This is a genomic window from Bacteroidota bacterium (genome assembly GCA_016711505.1).
GTDB lineage: Bacteria > Bacteroidota > Bacteroidia > AKYH767-A > 2013-40CM-41-45 > JADKIH01.
Window position 1 is genome coordinate 136,616 of record JADJSV010000020.1, and the last position, 17,270, is coordinate 153,885.

At 37.4% G+C, this 17,270-nt stretch carries 12 protein-coding genes and 1 pseudogene; 11 read left to right on the top strand and 2 right to left on the bottom strand.

What is annotated here, in order from left to right; all coding sequences use genetic code 11:
* The first annotated feature begins 122 nt into the window (after positions 1–122).
* From IPL24_19065 to IPL24_19105, 9 genes and pseudogenes are all read left to right on the top strand, one after another.
* Positions 123–1,628 (top strand): CotH kinase family protein, encoded by a 1,506-nt coding sequence (locus IPL24_19065; GenBank protein MBK8365683.1) that lies wholly within the window; start codon positions 123–125, stop codon positions 1,626–1,628.
* 260 nt (positions 1,629–1,888) lie between these two features.
* On the top strand, positions 1,889–6,355 hold the full coding sequence (locus IPL24_19070) for a PKD domain-containing protein (protein MBK8365684.1): 4,467 nt from the start codon (positions 1,889–1,891) through the stop codon (positions 6,353–6,355).
* Positions 6,356–6,467: 112 nt separating this feature from the next.
* Positions 6,468–6,947, top strand: a complete 480-nt coding sequence (locus IPL24_19075) for a TlpA family protein disulfide reductase (GenBank protein ID MBK8365685.1) — start codon at positions 6,468–6,470, stop codon at positions 6,945–6,947.
* Between the two features lie 8 nt (positions 6,948–6,955).
* Positions 6,956–7,567, top strand: coding sequence for a thioredoxin family protein (locus IPL24_19080; protein ID MBK8365686.1), 612 nt, complete (start codon positions 6,956–6,958; stop codon positions 7,565–7,567).
* Between the two features lie 122 nt (positions 7,568–7,689).
* Entirely contained in the window at positions 7,690–9,498 is a 1,809-nt protein-coding gene (locus IPL24_19085; GenBank protein ID MBK8365687.1) for a T9SS type A sorting domain-containing protein, read from the top strand.
* Between the two features lie 124 nt (positions 9,499–9,622).
* Positions 9,623–10,048, top strand: a pseudogene (locus IPL24_19090) (GNAT family N-acetyltransferase).
* Positions 10,031–10,702 carry a methyltransferase domain-containing protein gene (locus IPL24_19095; protein MBK8365688.1) on the top strand — a complete coding sequence of 224 codons (672 nt, stop codon included), beginning with the start codon at positions 10,031–10,033 and terminating at the stop codon, positions 10,700–10,702. Before IPL24_19090 ends, IPL24_19095 begins: the two are co-directional and overlap by 18 nt.
* 7 nt (positions 10,703–10,709) lie before the next feature.
* The gene (locus IPL24_19100) at positions 10,710–11,375 is read left to right on the top strand and encodes a hypothetical protein (protein ID MBK8365689.1); all 666 of its coding nucleotides are present in this window, start codon (positions 10,710–10,712) and stop codon (positions 11,373–11,375) included.
* Positions 11,372–11,878 (top strand): hypothetical protein, encoded by a 507-nt coding sequence (locus IPL24_19105; protein ID MBK8365690.1) that lies wholly within the window; start codon positions 11,372–11,374, stop codon positions 11,876–11,878. Before IPL24_19100 ends, IPL24_19105 begins: the two co-directional genes overlap by 4 nt.
* A 71-nt stretch (positions 11,879–11,949) precedes the next feature.
* Here IPL24_19105 and IPL24_19110 read toward each other — a convergent pair whose 3' ends face one another.
* Positions 11,950–12,918, bottom strand: a complete 969-nt coding sequence (locus IPL24_19110) for a helix-turn-helix domain-containing protein (GenBank protein ID MBK8365691.1) — start codon at positions 12,916–12,918, stop codon at positions 11,950–11,952.
* Positions 12,919–13,053: 135 nt separating this feature from the next.
* Here IPL24_19110 and IPL24_19115 point away from each other — a divergent pair, with 135 nt between their 5' ends.
* Positions 13,054–13,326, top strand: coding sequence for a hypothetical protein (locus tag IPL24_19115; GenBank protein MBK8365692.1), 273 nt, complete (start codon positions 13,054–13,056; stop codon positions 13,324–13,326).
* A 174-nt stretch (positions 13,327–13,500) separates the two neighbouring features.
* Positions 13,501–14,898, top strand: a complete 1,398-nt coding sequence (locus IPL24_19120) for an MATE family efflux transporter (GenBank protein ID MBK8365693.1) — start codon at positions 13,501–13,503, stop codon at positions 14,896–14,898.
* 14 nt (positions 14,899–14,912) lie between these two features.
* Here the strand turns inward: IPL24_19120 and IPL24_19125 are convergent, their stop codons facing one another.
* A complete protein-coding gene (locus tag IPL24_19125; protein MBK8365694.1) occupies positions 14,913–17,207 on the bottom strand; it encodes a T9SS type A sorting domain-containing protein in 2,295 nt (764 codons plus the stop codon).
* Positions 17,208–17,270 lie beyond the last annotated feature (63 nt).

A 17,270-nucleotide genomic window follows, 5' to 3' on the forward strand; every position in this document is an offset into this window, starting at 1 on the left:
CCATTTTCTCTGCAATGTCCTCTTCGCAGTTTTATAGTGTGAGCAAAGTGGTAATGATAAAATTTCTTATTTGATTAAACCTTCATTGCTTGTTTCAATCTAATCTGCCTAACCACATATTTATGAGATCAGTTTTTGCATTCTTTATTGCTTTTATTCTTTTTTCAAATGCCAAAGCTCAAAATGAAGGTGACAGCATTTTTTATTCGGATCAGATTCATGAGATTCAAATAAACTTTAGTCAGGTTTCTTATTGGGATTCGCTTGTAAGCTATTTCGCAACAGACAAATATATGCAGGCTGATATTGTATTCGATGGAAATTTGATTTCAGCAGCTGGAGTGAAGTTTAAAGGAAACTCTTCATACAACAATCAAAGCAGAAAGAAGTCGTTCAAAATTGATCTGAATGAATTTGTTGCCGGACAGGAATTAAATGGTTTGAAGAAATTCAATCTCAATAATGGATTCAAAGATCCTTCGTTTCTGAGAGAGAAAATTGCCTGTGATTTTTATAATGAACATGGGCTTAATGCTCCAAGATGTACTTTTGCAAAGGTATATCTGAATGGTATTTACTGGGGTTTGTACAATTTTATTGAAGAAGCAGATACCAAACAATATCTGAATGCACATTTTAGTTATCACGATGGGAATATGTTTAAAGGAGATCCCAATGGTGATCTCAGATATATTTCAAATCAGGCTTCATCTTATTATCCGAAGTACGAGTTACATACAAATGAAACCATAAACGACTGGAGTGATCTTGTCGAATTGATCACAAAAATTAATAATAGCGGCGGTGCATTTCAGGATTCAATTGAATCAATTATGAATACAGAGACATTCATTGAACAATGGTGTGCATTGAATTTATTCGTGAATCTGGATTCTTATCTTGGGAGTGGACATAATTATTTTATTTACCATGATACAAATCTTGACAAATTTGAATGGATAGGGTGGGACCTCAATGAGTCATTCGGAAGTTTCAGAATGAATCTTACGGTGAATGCTTTGAAGAATCTGAGTTTGTTTTTTGTCCCTTCTCCGGCAAACAGCAGACCATTGATCAATAATATGGTCGTCAATAATTTTTATAAGCAACAGTTGATCAACAAAGCATGTCAATGGTTGCAGTATGATTTCAGCAATGCAGCATTGGATGCAAAAATTGATTCAATCGCCAATAGAATCCGGCCGCATGTTTATGCCGATACGAATAAGTTTTATACTAATCAGAATTTTGATGATAATTTGTCTATGGATGTAACTGTAAACGGTGGAGCAGTACTTTTTGGTTTGAAGTCTTTTATTCAGGAAAGAAGAAATGCTGTGATTTCAGAAATTTCATCCTTAGGTTGTATAACAGGAATTACGCAAAACGAAAATAAATCTGAACAATTTCATGTATTTCCCAATCCTGCAAAAGGATTTATTTCAATCACCGGTCTTGAAAGTTCCATAAAGTATGAAGTTGAATTCTATTCTTCATCAGGTCAGAAAATATTACACAGAAATGATTTTACGGGTAATGATGTTATTGATTGTTCAGAATATTCTGCAGGAATATATTTCATTTTGATAAATAACAAATCACTTTCAAAGATTTCAATCATCGATTAATGTTTATCATAATGTTATTTCTTTTTGAAATTTAGCTGTTTCAAACCATTATTTTCTCCTTAAGAATGCACAAATTTCGTAGTTGAAAAGCCTGTTAATAGTAAATAAAACGCCTTTTTCATTAAAAAACGACGTTTTTTCATTTGGAAATCCATCATTTATGATGTATCTTTGAGAGTAAGGCTGAATCCACTTCAGCCTCTATATTCTAACCCTATAGAATCATTCAACATCCTCCTGATGTTGAACAATCCGAATCGATGAAAAAAATAATTACATTAATCTTTAGTTTAGTTATTATCATTTCCAGCAATTCTTTTGCTCAATTAAGTAAGCCGTTCGAATTAATGAACGAGTCTGAAAGAGCTGCAGCAAAATTGGAGATGATTAAAAACAAACCTAATCCAACGACACCTAGCTATTCTCAGCGAACACAAAGTCCAAATGCTGTAAATGCAACAGGAGCCGGTTGTAACTGTTGGATCGATAGAGATGCTAGTTGGAATATTGCTCCGTTCACGAATGGATCAGCACCTGAATATAGAAACGATGATGGTTCTACAACAGTAATTGCTTTACCATTCAATTTTTGTTTTTATGGTCGCATGGTAGATAGCGTTTTTATCAATAATAATGGAAATGTTTCAATTGACTTTCCTTATTGGACTTATAGTGCCGATTCATTTCCAAGTTCTGCTTTCACAATGATTGCACCTTTCTGGAGTGATGTCGATACTCAAGACCCAGCAAGTGGATTAGTCTACTATCAGATCACAGCAACACATATGATTGTTCAGTGGGAAGAAGTTGGATATTATAGCAGTCATTCCGATTTGAAAAATACCTTTCAATTGATCATGACTGATGGAGTTGATAATTTGCTCCCCCCAAATTCAAATGTTTCATTCTGTTATAAAGAAATGGAATGGGCTTGCGGAGATATAACCGGCACAGGTGGTTTTGGAGGTCCAAATCCTGGAACGGTAGGAATCAATCAAGGTAATGGAACAGATTATATTCAAATCGGACGCTTTGATAGTCCGGGTGGTGTATTTGATGGTCCATATGGAAATGCTGATGGTATAGATTTCTTAGATAATCAAAATTTTATTTTGAATGCATGTATTTCCAGTCCGGGTATGCCAAATGTACCTCCGATCATGATGTCAACACATACATGTGATACACTTACAGTTTGTGAAAATGATACACTTTTGATCACAGGAACATTTTTATCACCAGAAGTAAACCAGATTACAAGTTGTACGGTAGCTTCATTGATGACGGGTTTATCGGTTATACAGAATAATCCTGGAAATACAGTGGATTGGATAGTGCAGATCATTGGACTTTCATCAAATCTAGGTATGAATCGTTTCGATTTGATTGGAACAGATAATGGAACACCGGTACGATCGATTCGTATGCCAATAGTTGTTAACGTAATCAATGAACCAACAGCATCGTATACATATTCTCCTACAGGCACAATCGGTGTTGGCATTCCAATAACTTTTTCTACAGTTTCCGGTGATACATTACATGGTGTAACTTACTCATGGGATTTCGGCGATGGAACACCAATCTCAAATGACAGAGATCCTATTCATTCTTATGCAACAGGCGGAACTTATTTTCCACTCTTAACCGTTACTAATCCCGGTGGATGTAGTATTACTTATTCACTGCAGATTGATGTATACAATTGCGCACTTGCAGCAATGTCAGTGAGTAATGCTTGTCTGGGCGCAGTTTCGACAATAACTTTTACAGGTGTATCACTTCCATCAGCAAATTATACATGGAATTTTACCGGAGCAACTGTTTTATCAGGAAGCGGAGCCGGACCATATACAGTTCAGTGGAATTCACCGGGAACTTATGCAGTTGATCTGACAATTAGTTCTACCGGATGTTCTGCATCAAGTGCATCACAAAATGTTACGATCTATGATTTTCCTGTTGCATCTTTAACAAGTACACCTTCAGTTTGTCTTGGTCAGGCTGATGTTATACAATATACCGGAACTCTTCCCGGAACTACAATCCTGACATGGGATTTTGCCGGAGGTACTGGTGGAGGTTCAGGACAAGGTCCTTTCAATGTCAGCTGGAATACTGCAGGAAATTATGTTGTACAAACGATAGCAGATAATAACGGTTGTACAGATACTGTCACTGCCAATATTACTGTAAACTCAATACCGAATTCATTATTTACTGCAACACCATCTGTCTGTGCAGGCGATCCTGTTACAGTAAATTACACCGGTACAGCAAGTGCCGGAGCAAATTATGCATGGGATTTTAATGGAGCTACTGTTTCTTCAGGAAGCGGACAAGGCCCTTATGCACTTACATGGAATACTGCAGGAGCATATCAACTCTCTTTAACAGTAACAGAAAATGGTTGTAGTTCAACTCAGACACTTCAACCGGTTACGATCAATCCGATTCCGACAGCTTCGATAGCTGCTACCCCTTCACTTTGTGTTGGAGCTGCAAATGCAATTTCATTCAATGGAAGTGCAAGTGCAGGCGCAACTTATAACTGGGGATTTGGTACGGGTTCAGTTGTTTCAGGAAGTGGAGTAGGACCTTACTCTGTACAATGGAATGCTGCTGCAAACGAACAGGTAACTTTGACCGTTACTGACGCCGGTTGTTCAAACAGTACTACATTCAATGTAAACATTAATCCAATTCCGAATTCTCCATTTACAATCACTCCTTCAGTTTGTGTTGGAGATAATGTAACGCTTGCATATACTGGTTCAGCTTCTTCAGCTGCAAGTTATGTCTGGAATCTTGACGGTGGTCAGTCATCAGGTGGTTCGCAAGGTCCATTCAATGTTGTTTGGAATACACCGGGTACATACAATGTTTCACTTACTGTAAGTGAAAATGGTTGTACTTCTACTCAGACGATCAATCAGGTTGTAAACAATGCAATTCCTGATGCACAGATCTCGGCAATGCCGGGATTATGTATTGGTGAACAAAACAATATTTCGTTTACAGGAACTGCTGATCCGTCTGCAACTTATAACTGGAGCTTCGGTTCAGGAACTGTAAATTCAGGAAGTGGAGCCGGTCCATATAATGTTCAATGGGCCGCTGCAGGGAATGAAACGTTGACATTAACTGTAACTCAAAATGGTTGCTCTGATAATACGACGTATAATGTCGTTGTCAATGCAATTCCAACTTCGTTCTTTAGTTTGCCACCATCAATTTGTGTTGGTTCTCCATTCAATGTAAGTTATACGGGAACATCAGGAACGGGAGCAGGCTTTATCTGGGATTTTGGAACAGCAACAGTTCTTTCAGGTAGCGGTGCCGGACCTTATTCAGTTGTCAGCAATACAGCAGGTAGTCCTGCTATTTCTTTAGTGGTAGATGACAATGGTTGTGTATCACCAACAACAATTCAAAATATAATTATTGCTCCGATACCTGTTGTAGTGGCAGGGTCAGACAATGCAGTATGTTCAGGAACTGTTTTACCAATTGGCGGACCTGCAGAAGCAAGTACAGTTTATTCGTGGAGTCCAACTTCCGGAATTGATAATCCTGCAATCAGTAATCCGAATATTACATTGGAAAATAATGGCGCAGGAACAGTTCAGACAACGTATTACGTAACAGCGACGAATTCGTATGGCTGTGTAAATCAAGATACAGTTATATTAGGAGCACATGCAATTCCGAATGTTGAATATCCGACACCAACTGCACAATGTCTTGATGGGAACAGTTTTACTTTCATACCTGTCGGAAATACTTTTGCCGGAATAAATTACACATGGGATTTTGGTGCAGCCTCAGATATCGGAACAAGTACTGCGAAGATTCCACCTGCAGTATCCTATAATGCAGTAGGATTTCATACTGTAACCTTGAATACTACTTATAATGGTTGTCCGGGAATGCCTTTCGTAGATCAGATAGAAGTTCTTGAAATGCCTGTCGCTGCTTTCCTTCCTGAAGTTACAGAAGGTTGTGCACCTTTGTTAGTTCCATTTACCAATCTTAGCAGTACAAATAGTTCTACTTATCAATGGAGTTATTCGGACGGGTCCGGTGATGCAACAGAGACACCTAGTCACTTGTTTACTGAAGCAGGATCTTACACAGTAACATTAACTTCAACGACTGCTCGCGGATGTTCCTCAACATCTACTCAACTAAAAGTAATTGAAGTGTTTCCTGTTCCGGTTGCAGCATTCTTGGCCGATCCTGAAATTGCAACGATCTACGAACCGATAATTCATTTTCAGAATACCACAGTAAACGGTGCAATATATCAATGGTCTTTTGGTGATAGTACCGGAACTGCTCAAACGAGTCCATATCATACTTACAATGCTGTCGGAGCGTATGAAATTATACTGATGACTGAATCAGACAAAGGTTGTATGGATACAACTCGTGGGGTGATCAGAATTGAATATGGTTACAGTTTCTTTGTTCCTTCTGCATTTACACCTAATGGTGATGGAGTAAATGATTACTTCCAGGGTTATGGAACGTTCATTAAAGAATATGAACTTGCAATCTATGACCGTTGGGGTACTGAGGTATTCAGATCGAATTCTTATGACATTCCATGGGATGGAAAGGTTCACAAAGAAGTTCAAAACGACATCTACGTTTATAAGATAAAAGTGAATGATCTTAAAAATGAAAAACATACTTATGTAGGTAAGGTGAGTGTGATCAGGTAAAAAATTATTTTTTTTCGAAAAAAGGGGATTTCTGAAGAAGAAGATCCCCTTTTTTTGTTTCATAATGTTAAACGAAGTTTTATTAAAAGAACGATTTTGTTACCTTTGAGAAATGCATACGGCATTATTATTTATAGCGCTATTTACAGGAAATCTTGTATCGGGTCAGGAAGTGATTGATAAAGACTTCAATAGTTTTTATAAAGAAGAAATTACCGAGTCGAAAGGAATTGTTATTGTAAACTTCTGGGCGACCTGGTGCAAACCATGTATAACAGAATTACCATATTTTGAACAAATCAATGCAGAGATGAAGAGCGAAAAGTTCTCGGTATGTCTGGTGAATCTTGATTTTAACAGTAAATATAAAACGAGTGCAGTTGAATTTGTCAGGAACAGAAATATAAAATCGAAAGTCATTCATTTGAACGACACAGATCCAAACAAGTGGATCAATAGAATTGACAGTAACTGGACAGGAGCAATTCCTGCAACTATAATTTACGAGAATGGAAAAAAAATATTTTTCCATGAAGGTGAAATTACCTATGATGAATTAAAATCTGAAATCAATAAATCAAATAAAAATTAAATATGATTATGAAAAAAGCGATTGGAATTTTTACTCTTGTAACATTGTTTTTGCTCTCAGTTGTTACTGTGAACGCACAAACATTGATGATAGGAGATACTGCCAAAGATTTTACACTTAAAAATGTAGATGGAAGTGAAGGATCACTTCAAAAGTTGGTTGGAAGCAAAGGTGCAATAATTGTTTTTACTTGTAATCATTGTCCTTTTTCAAAAGCGTATGAAGACAGAATTATTGCATTAGACAAAAACTTTAAAGGAGTTGGTTATCCGGTAATCGCTATAAATCCAAATGATCCAACTCGTTCTCCTGAAGATTCTTATGAGAAAATGCAGGAGCGTTCAAGCGAAAAAGGATTTCCGTTCCCATATTTATATGATGAAAAACAGGAGGTTGCCAAGGCATTTGGAGCATCAAACACACCTCATGTTTATCTTTTAAGTGTTCAAAATAAGGATCTGATCGTAAAATATATAGGTGCAATTGATGATAATTCTGATGATCCGGGAAGTGTAAAGGAGAAGTATGTTGAAAACGCCATAAATCAATTAATGGCAGATGGAAAAATCGCTGTACAGGAAACAAAAGCAATAGGATGTACCATCAAATGGAAGAGGTAAAATGAATTTAACCAAATTCCTTTACAATACACTGATGATTAAGCTCTAAGGATTAAGTTTGAGCGTTGTTTTTATAAGAATATCTCTTAATTTTGACAAAAAATATCTCTAACCAAAATAATATGAAAAAGCAATTACTATTTATTGCCATAGTCCTTTCGAGCATTTCTACATTTGCTCAGACAGGAGTATGGGTGCCTCAGGCGAGCGGTTTCATTCCTACTTCTTCAGGAATCAGAAACATTTCCGTAGTTGATACAAACGTAGTTTGGATCAGCTCTTATGATGGATCAGGTGGCGCAGCAAACCGTCAGGATTTCTCTATGACTATCGATGGCGGTGCAAACTGGACAGCTGGTAATATTCCGGCTCCTGCTTCTCACGACTGGTCGATGATCTATGGACTTAATGATTCTACTGCATGGGCATGTTTCTACAATGCAGATGCAGGTGCAGGCGGTGGAATCTGGAAGACTACCGATGGTGGTGCTTCATGGAATCAACAAGCTGTAGGTTCAATTTTCAACGCAAGTTCATTCCCGAATGTTGTACATTTCTGGGATGAGAACGTAGGTTTCTCAATGGGTGATCCAAATCCTGGAACTCAATATGAGATCTATACAACAGTTGATGGTGGAACAACATGGACTAGAGTTCCGGCACTTAATATTCCGGCAGCTATTTCCGGAGAATATGGAATCGTTGCTCATTACAATGTGATTGGTGATACTGTATGGTTCGATACTAATAAAGGTCGTGTTTACAGATCAATCGACAGAGGTTTGAACTGGACTGTTTCAGCAACAGGTTTAACAATCCCTACAAATGGTGCGATGGATCAGTGTATGACAGATCATCTTAACGGAATTGGTCGTTTATATACAGCAGCTACCGGAGTAAGTACTACTTTCAGTACTTCTGATGGTGGTGATACATGGACTTCAATCACTCCACTTGGAAATTTATTCGGTGCAGACATTAAACGTGTACCGGGTGTACCGGGTATGATGGTAAGTACAGGAGTTGATTTTACTAACGGTTTTACAGGTTCATCTTATTCTACGGATAATGGTTTAAACTGGTTAGATATCGATCTTGGAACACAACGTTCAGCTTTAGGAATTGCTGATTCATTAACAATGTGGTCAGGTGGATTTACTTTATCTCCTACATCAGAAGGGATTTTCAAATATGTTCCTGCTATTGTTTGTAACGATGCTCTAATCAATCCCGGAACTGCAACTACAACTGCACTTTCAGTTTGTCCTGGAGAAAATGCTGAAATCTCATCTACCGGAGTTTATGCACCTACAGTAGGTGATTTTGCAGGTGTTAGTTGGGTTGTTTCTTCTGCAGATATCTCTGGTAGCGCTGATCCTGTTGCTGAACCAAGCTTACTTGCTACTTATGGAATCGCTTTCCCTGCACCTCAAACTAGTACAGTTGGATTCTCAAATGATGGAACATTGATCAATGGTACTTCAAATCCATACGGAATTTACTACTGGACTCCGGTTGTATTTGGTAATGCAGTTTCTGCAGTTGCTCCGGATCCTGTTGAAGCTCTTCATCAACTTACATTAGATCCTTCATGTACATTTACAGGAACTTCAATTCCTATTGTTGTTTATGATGGAACTGATCCTTCATGTGTTTTAGGTGTTTCTAATTTAAACATTCCTCAGATCGCTTTATTCTCAAGACAACATGATGCAAATACAATTGCACTTACATTAAATGCTGTTGCTCAAGGTAAAGCTACTGTTACAATGTTTGATATTTCTGGTCGTCTTGTAAATACTCAAACTATTTACGTTACAAAAGGTACCAACAATGAAATGATCAATGTTGCAACTCTTGCATCAGGTACATACATGATCAAAGCTGAATTCAATGGAACTCAGGCTCAGACTAAAGTGGTGAAGTTCTAATCACATTTTTCTGATTATATTAAAAAGTCCCGCCTGTTGGCGGGACTTTTTTTTTGACTGACTTGTTGTACATTTTATTACTTTAGAAGTAGAATTTAGAAAATACAGTGGAGTAAAAATGAACATGATCTTCCGGGAAGCAAATGTAAACGACGTACCGCAAATTCAGATCGTAAGACATCTTGTAAAAGAAAATGTCTTGTCTGATCCGTCATTGGTAACTGACAATGACTGTGAAAAATATCTGTCCGTAAGAGGTAAAGGTTGGGTATGTGAGATCAATTCAAAGATTGCCGGCTTCGCTATAGCTGATCTGAAAGAGAATAACATCTGGGCATTATTTATTGATCCGTTACATGAGCGAAAAGGAATAGGAAAACAACTTCATGATCTGATGATTGAATGGTATTTTTCAGAAACAGATCATCCGGTTTGGTTAAGTACAGATCCGGGAACAAGAGCGGAGGAATTTTATAGAAGAGCAGGATGGAAGGAAATCGGTATTCATGGAAGACGTGAAATTAAATTTCAAATGACAAAGGCTGATTGGATTGAAACGAAAAAAAGCAATTCTTCGAATACACAAAACGCCTATAATAAATGGTCGCAATCATATGATAAAGTAATCAACCGGACGAGAGATCTTGAAGAAAAAGCGTTACAGGAACTTTTGTCTGAGAGAAAATTTGATAATGTTCTGGAAATAGGATGTGGGACTGGTAAAAATACACCCTGGTTACTTTGTAGATCTAATTCAATTACTGCAGTTGATCTCTCGGAAGAAATGCTTGCGAAAGCAAAAACAAAGATCCGGTCAAGTCATGTACGTTTTGTTCAGGCTGATATTAATTCTGAATGGAATTTTTCCACTGAACAATTTGATCTGATCACCTTCAGTCTGGTGCTGGAGCACATAAACGACCTCGATCATATTTTCAATCAAGCCTCAAAGCGGCTAAATGAAAATGGAATTATATACCTTGGAGAACTCCATCCATTCAAACAATATACAGGAAGTAAAGCCAGATTTGAAACAGAACATGGCATACAAGTTGTAGAATGTTTTAATCATCATATTTCAGAGTTTATTGATTGCGCGAATCGTTCAGGATTAGAATTAGAAATATTGAAGGAGTATTTTGACGATGATGATCAGAATCAAATACCGAGAATACTGGCAATAATATTTAGAAAGAAAATTTAATAGCTGCATGATAAAGTATTTTACCGGAATTACATTTACATTTTTGCTTTTACTGAAGATTGTTTCCGGCCAGACAGTCAGCACAGAAATAGTGGCTTTTGAAATCTATGCAGATTCAGTATTGAAAAGTTCGGAAAGTCGTTGGACTGATTTTCCGAAATGTCCTCCTCTTACAAAAGATATTTTAACCGGACTGAAAAGAGAATTATCTTCTGATTCTGTTAAATTCTATTTTGAAAAATTGGGCTGGACAAATGTAAATCACAAGATTGACTATCAAAGTTCGATGAATTATTTCGAGCGAAATAATTACACATTCGCTCTTCTTGCAATGTCAAATCACAGCAATCCTGACATCAGAACGTTTACGATGATGTCAATGAATCAACGCTTGAAATTGAGAAAGAGTGATGATGTTAGTGGTGCTATAACGAAAGACGATATAGTTGCACTTAGATTTTTAATTTATTTGTTAGAGTACTATCCCAAATTTATTACCGGTAGCGAGAATTCAACCATTCACGGAAATTATATTTCAAACATTGCTTGGAATATTGATCTGTTGACAAATGAACAATTTACTTTAGGTAAATATGTCGGTACCTGGTATAAGAATGAAACAAATTATCTCTCAGTGATGAAAAAATGGAAGGAACATTTACCAAAACAATGAAATATTTTTTGATTTTACTTTTTGTTTTTGCATCCACCTCAGCTTTAGGTCAGGATAATTCATCTTTTTGTAATGCAGTACAGAATGAAAAATTCGGAAAAGTTGAGCGGAAAATAAAACGAATGATCCGGAAAATCCCTGAATCCCGAGACTACATCGAAAAAAATTTGTCTGAACCGCATATGGACGAAAATGTTGAAAGTCTGACACAATGGTTCAAAGGTTTGCCATGTGTAGAAGATGCCTTTCAGGATAAATGTCAGATGAAAATTGCGATCTATCCTGGCTGGTCGATCATCGGTGTGAAATTCAAAACAAAATCCGGTATCGTTGAAAAATGTTTCAGTATTCAAAAGGGAACGACAGGAACCACAAACATTTTCGGCTGGCGCCCAAAGACCGGAAGAATGAAAAACAAACTTGTATTCAGGAAGATGTATGATTGTCCGGGGTTCATTACAGAGCAGAAGAGAAACTGCAATAAAACTAAAAGTGAAAAGTGAAAAGTGAAAAGTGAAAAAAGGGTATCCGGAAAGCAATTACTTTCATGATACCCGTTTTTCACTTTTCACTTTTACTTATAGTTGTATTTGTTTTTATACTCCACCGGCGAAAGCCCGGTAATCCTTTTAAACACTGTCCGGAAAGCTTTGATATCAGAATAGCCAACGTCCATCATCACTTCATTAATATTTTTTCTGCTGGTTTCAAAACCTTTTTTAGCAGCTTCGACTTTTACGCGTTGGATATATTCGACAACAGTATTTGATGTTGCTTTTTTAAATCGCCGTTCCATGTTTCTTCTGCCTAAGGCAAGACGAGATGCGAGTTGATCAACTGTAATCTTTTCACTGAAATTACTTTCAATGAATTCCTGTGCAGTTTTAATTGGTTCGTCGCCATGCTCTTTTTGTCCCTGGAAAATATTAAAAGCAGATTGACTGTTTCTTTCTATTTCGATGGCAAAGATCTTAGAGCATAGAATTGCCAGTTCCCGACCGGCATATTTTTCAATTAAATATAAAATGAGGTTCAGATAAGAATATGCACCACCACTTGAGTAAATGCCTTTCTCGTCTATGATCACTTTTTCAGGAACAAGATTTACATCGGGAAACATTTCTCTGAATTGATTTTCGAAGGCCCAGTGTGTCGCACATTTTTTTCCGTTGAGTAGTCCGGTAGAAGCAAGAAGAAAAGCGCCAAGACATAGACTTGCTATTTCAGACCCTTGTTTGTACCTGTCTGTGATCCATGGAATAAATGCTTTATTCTCTTCGATAGCATTTTTCAGATCACCATCAATTGCAGGAATAATGATCAGATCAGTTTTACGGATTTCATCTATGGTATGATCACTATGAGCAGTGAATAATCCACCGCTCAATGGCGTTTCTTTTGTCAGACCAATTAATTCTATTTTAAACAAGGGTGAGATACCTTTCGAAGAAAGAAGATTATTCACCTGCGATAAAAGCAAACGTGGGCCTTCAACACTTCCAAGGATGGCACCCTTCGGTACCAGAATAGAGATATGCTTCATTGTTAAACAGAGCTGGTTTTGATTGTAAATATAGTCATCAGAATTGTCGTAATCAACCCCTGAATTGGTCGTTTTTGAGGCTTTTTAAGTTAAGCATTTGCAATATTTTTGTTGTGAGTTATGTTTATTATAAAAATGAAAGTAGAGGTTTTTAAAACGAATGTAAATTATCTGATGGATGCAGAATTGCTGGTGAGAGAGATTGAAAATTTCTTCCCTGCGTATTCTGTAAATTTTGATCTGGAAGATTGTGACAGGATTTTGAGAGTTGAAACAGATTCTAATGAAATACAAATTGAAAGAATAATTCAGATGATGAATTACAATAATTTTAAAGCAGAAATTTTACCTGATAAAATTGTTTCATTTAAAAACAGTGCAACATTGAGCGATAAAAGATTTTATTGAGCAAGGTTTTTTGAATTGAAAAGATCTGCGCTAAATCTGCGCGATTTGCGAGATCTGCGGGAAATTAATAGTGCTAAAATTTTTTCCCGCAGATCTCGCAAATCGCGCAGATTTGACGCAGATTTATGCAGTAATCTTATTGGAATTTAAAAACATATCATTTATTTTGGCAGAATGACAGAATTAATAAAGAAGAGTTTTCTTGTTCGTGCATTTAAAATTATCCGGTTGTCTTTGAATGGAGAACAACAGGATTATACACAAGGCAGTATTTCAAAAGCAGTCTTTCTTCTGGCAATTCCAATGATTCTTGAATTGAGTCTGGAAAGTGTATTTGCAATTGTAGATATGTTTTTTGTAAGCAAGCTAGGACAGAATGCTATTGCAACTGTTGGGTTAACTGAATCTGTAATTACAATTGTATATTCAATAGCAATTGGATTAAGTACAGCAGCAACTGCCATCGTTGCGAGAAGGATAGGCGAGAAAAATCCGGAAGCTGCAGCACATGCCGGAGCACAGGCAATCATTATTGCATTGTTAATTACAGTTATCTTAAGTATTGTCGGAGCAATTTTCGCTTCAGACATCCTGCGGCTGATGGGAGCAAGTAATGAAGTTGTAGAAGAAGGAACGGTCTTCACAAGAATAATGTTTGAAGGAAGTGCGGGCGTGATCTTTCTATTTCTGATAAACGGAATATTCCGTGGAGCAGGAGATGCTGCAATGGCAATGAAAAGCTTATGGCTGGCAAGTGTTATCAATATTATTCTTTGCCCGATTCTTATACACTATTTAGGTCTGAAGGGTGCAGCAATTGCAACTGTAATCGGACGATTTTCAGGAGTGGTCTATCAGTGTTATCATTTATTCAAAGGAAGTGGAATTCTGAAATTCTATAAACGTCATTTTACTCTGGATAGTCCAATAATAAAATCAATTGTGAATATCGGCTGGCCGGCTACATTTCAGTTCATCATAGCAAGCGGTAGCTGGATCATACTGGCAAGATTGGTTGCAGAAACGGGCGGAACAACAGCATCTGCCGGATATCAGATAGCGATCCGGAATGTAGTTTTCTTTATTTTGCCTGCATGGGGACTGAGTAATGCTGCTGCTACATTAGTTGGACAGAACCTTGGCGCAAAGCAAGTCGATCGTGCAGTGAAAAGTGTAATGCTTACGGCGAAGTATAATGCAGTATTTATGAGTTTTGTTATGGTACTTTTTATTTTTTGTTCAGGACCGATCATTCGTTTTTATACTTCTGATGAAGCAGTAATTGCTTATGGTGTTCAGGCTTTACAAATAATTGGAAGTGCTTATATTTTCTATGGTATAAGTATGGTAATGACGCAAGCTTTGAATGGGGCAGGAGATACGAAGACTCCTACATTGATTAACTTTGTATGCTTCTGGCTTTTTCAGATTCCGTTGGCATATTTTCTTGCAAAGACTTTGGATCTCAAAACAACAGGTGCATTTATGGCTGTTCCTATTGCGGAAACATTGATTGCATTGGTAGCCTGGTATTATTTCAGGAAAGGAAAATGGAAATTAATTCAAGTTTGATAATTGATCGGCTATTATAATTTTACAAGTCGTGTTTTAAGACTTGTAAATTTATTTTCAAGGATCAGATAGTATATCCCTTTATCCAGATTCTCCAGATTCAGAGTGTGATGATTTAGTCCTTGAACCGGATCAATATTTTCAAATGCTACTTGATTTCCGTGCATGTTAAAGATCTTTAATTGCATTTGACTATTATCACTTGAGCCAAAAATCAATTCTGCTTTTTCTGTTGCAGGATTTGGAACAATATAAAACACATTATTAGCATCGATCTTTACAGGGACAATGTTTGAATAAGAAATTGTACCGTCGAAATCGATTTGCTTCAGACGATAATAGGAAATTCCTTTATAAGGAGAATCGTCAACAGTTGTATAATCATTCCTGATAGTACTACTACCGGCACCTTGTAAAATCTGAATTACTTCAAATTTAATTCCATCGCTACTTCGTTCAACTGTAAAAAAATTATTATTTGTTTCACTTGCAGTACTCCATCTGATTACTACGTTATCTTTTATAGGAGTAGCTTCGAAATTTATTAATTCCACAGGTAGTACCGAGCAATTCAATGATGCTCCACCGGTCAGATTCCAGTTCAGTGTAAATCCACTTCCACCGGGCGACCATTTGTTTACCAGAAGATAGTAAGACTGGCCTGTAAGGACCGGCAGTTCATTTACCCAGGCATTTCCACAAACATCTTCGGAAAGATCTGATCCATTATTCGGAAGGCCACAGGTTAGTGAATTTGTAGAAAGATTCAGTGCATTGTTCATTCCTGTATTCCCGGTATTTGCAGCATAAGAGCATCGAACAGGGGTTCCCAGACTTGCACATGCAGATGCTGAGTAAAGTGCAAAATCATAATCATCTGCAGTTACATTTGGAGCGATAGTTAATCCTAATGTTCCGGAAGTACTGATGAGTATCTTGTACCAATTTGAAAAATTTTCTGCAAGGACACATCCACCACCACCATCAGATATTATACCGGGCCCTGTACTGGCATCTGTTATACTTTGATTTCCGCATACTGCTGTCGGTGATTTACAGTCACTGTTATCAGTTCCATTTGGTCCATTTGAACAAGGAAGGCAATCAAATGTAACAACCCATCCACCTTGTGCAATCGATGCATCAGAATTGAATGCAAATGTCAGACATCCACTTTGATCGGTCGAAGTATATGGACCCAATCCTGAAGCGAGACATGCCTGATAAGTAGAAGCAGTTCCATACCAGGTAGAGCCGGCACCAAATTGTGGACTAAATTGTGTTGGGCCATTTCTGATAGTCAGGTAATCAAAAACCGATTCAACATCAAACGACCAAAATGTTGCGCGCAGACAATTTCCTGCAGTTGCAGGACAAAAAGTTCGGTAGACTTCATTGATGTTATTTGAATAATTTCCGCCAACTCCACCATCATCAGTAAAAGTACCACCGCAAGTGGAAACCATATTTGTTCCCACATAAGTATTTTGTAATCCAAGGACGGGTTGAGTGTATGTAGCAGTTCCGGCGGGAGTTGATGGACATTGTTCACAGGAGACAACTGCTTCCCAGCCCGCTCCGTTTGAAGCGCCATTTGAAGTAAATCTGACTGTTAAACAACCGGTACTTGATAACATAGTTGGTGGTATTGTTGTTCCTGAATACGTTCCTATCTGCGGCGAAGCAACTGTAGGCCCATCGTAAACTATCAGGTTGTCGCCTGATTTAATATTGAATGCAGTAAATTGAATTTGCAAACAACTTCCTGCAGAAGAACAAAATGTTTTTGTGAAGTTTTCATTGTTGCCGTAATTACTTGCACTTCCACCACTATCAAAAAATAATCCTGAGCAAGTTGCTACTGATGTATTATTCATCAAATAAGAAGATCCACATGATCCGCAGGAAATAGTCGCTGCCCATCCCGGTTTAGTATTACTTCCATTTGATACAAATCGAAAAGTAATGCAACCGGATGAAGAAATGATTGCGCCGGGAGATGTATTGCCGGAAAATGTTCCAATTACGGGTGAAGCTGTTGATGGTCCATCATAGATTGTCAGGATATCATTTCCTGCCTGTGTATTGAAAGCTGTAAATGTTACAATTATACAATTAGAAGAATTTGAACAAAAAGTTTCTGTGATGTTCACATTGTTTCCATAATTTGCCCCTGAACCGCCCGGATCATAAAAATTTCCACTACAGGAATTTATTGTTCCGGCAGTCATATTGTAAACTTGGGCATTTGCTGAAAACCCAAATGCGAGTAAGTAAAAAGTGATTATAAAAATCAGGCTGTTTTTCATTTAAGTTATCAGGATTACCGCTCTCAGCCTTCGATAAGCTGCCAACTAACGAATATAAGATAT